The following is a 603-nucleotide window of genomic DNA, read 5'->3' as shown; positions in this document are numbered from 1 at the left end:
TAATTCACACGGTAAATCATGRCTCGATTTCCTTATTACWCGACAGTCATTTTAATTCYATTTTCGGTTTATTTACATGCGATACGGGTTTGGAAAATATCTAAACGTCCTCGAAAATTCTCCACGAACCCAACCATAGTTTTCGTATATGTTTTTATTCACWYATYCAACTGTTACGCTAATMATACCTAARCGAMYGTTCAGTGCAACTGTYAGTATACGTAAGAACGATGTTATTTAGAYTTGACATTGTAACACATCTGAACTATTGTAGTTGTTCTATTTCGATGTCGTACTTCATTTTATGAAGTATTGTTTCCTCGTGGCCGTTATTTAACAGATGATTCCGGTACATCAATCGGCTGTTCAACTACTCGACGATTTACAACCTGTCCAGTTCAATTGGTGGTCTGACGACAATATCATTCGCGCGAATCATCAGTTTATGCAGTCGAGCGAATCTCCTGCAAACTGAAAACGATATTGTCGCCTCTATCCCAACACTGACAGCGTTTTTCATGGGTATCATTGACATGAGTCCAGAGTGACACTCTTGGTTTCTTATGTTCTTTTCGATATTTTTCTGTTCACCAATCGAACAAA

The 603-nt window shown here is 37.9% G+C and carries 1 protein-coding gene; it reads right to left on the bottom strand.

Going from position 1 to position 603, the window contains the following annotated elements; all coding sequences use genetic code 11:
- Positions 1–382: 382 nt before the first annotated feature.
- The coding region (locus EES38_RS23285) for a hypothetical protein (RefSeq protein ID WP_208020505.1) at positions 383–603 on the bottom strand (221 nt) is incomplete at its 5' end.

It is taken from the genome of Vibrio viridaestus, from assembly GCF_003856525.1.
GTDB lineage: Bacteria > Pseudomonadota > Gammaproteobacteria > Enterobacterales > Vibrionaceae > Vibrio > Vibrio viridaestus.
Note: the sequence above shows the minus strand (reverse complement) of the source record. Positions and strands in the feature narration are given on the sequence as shown.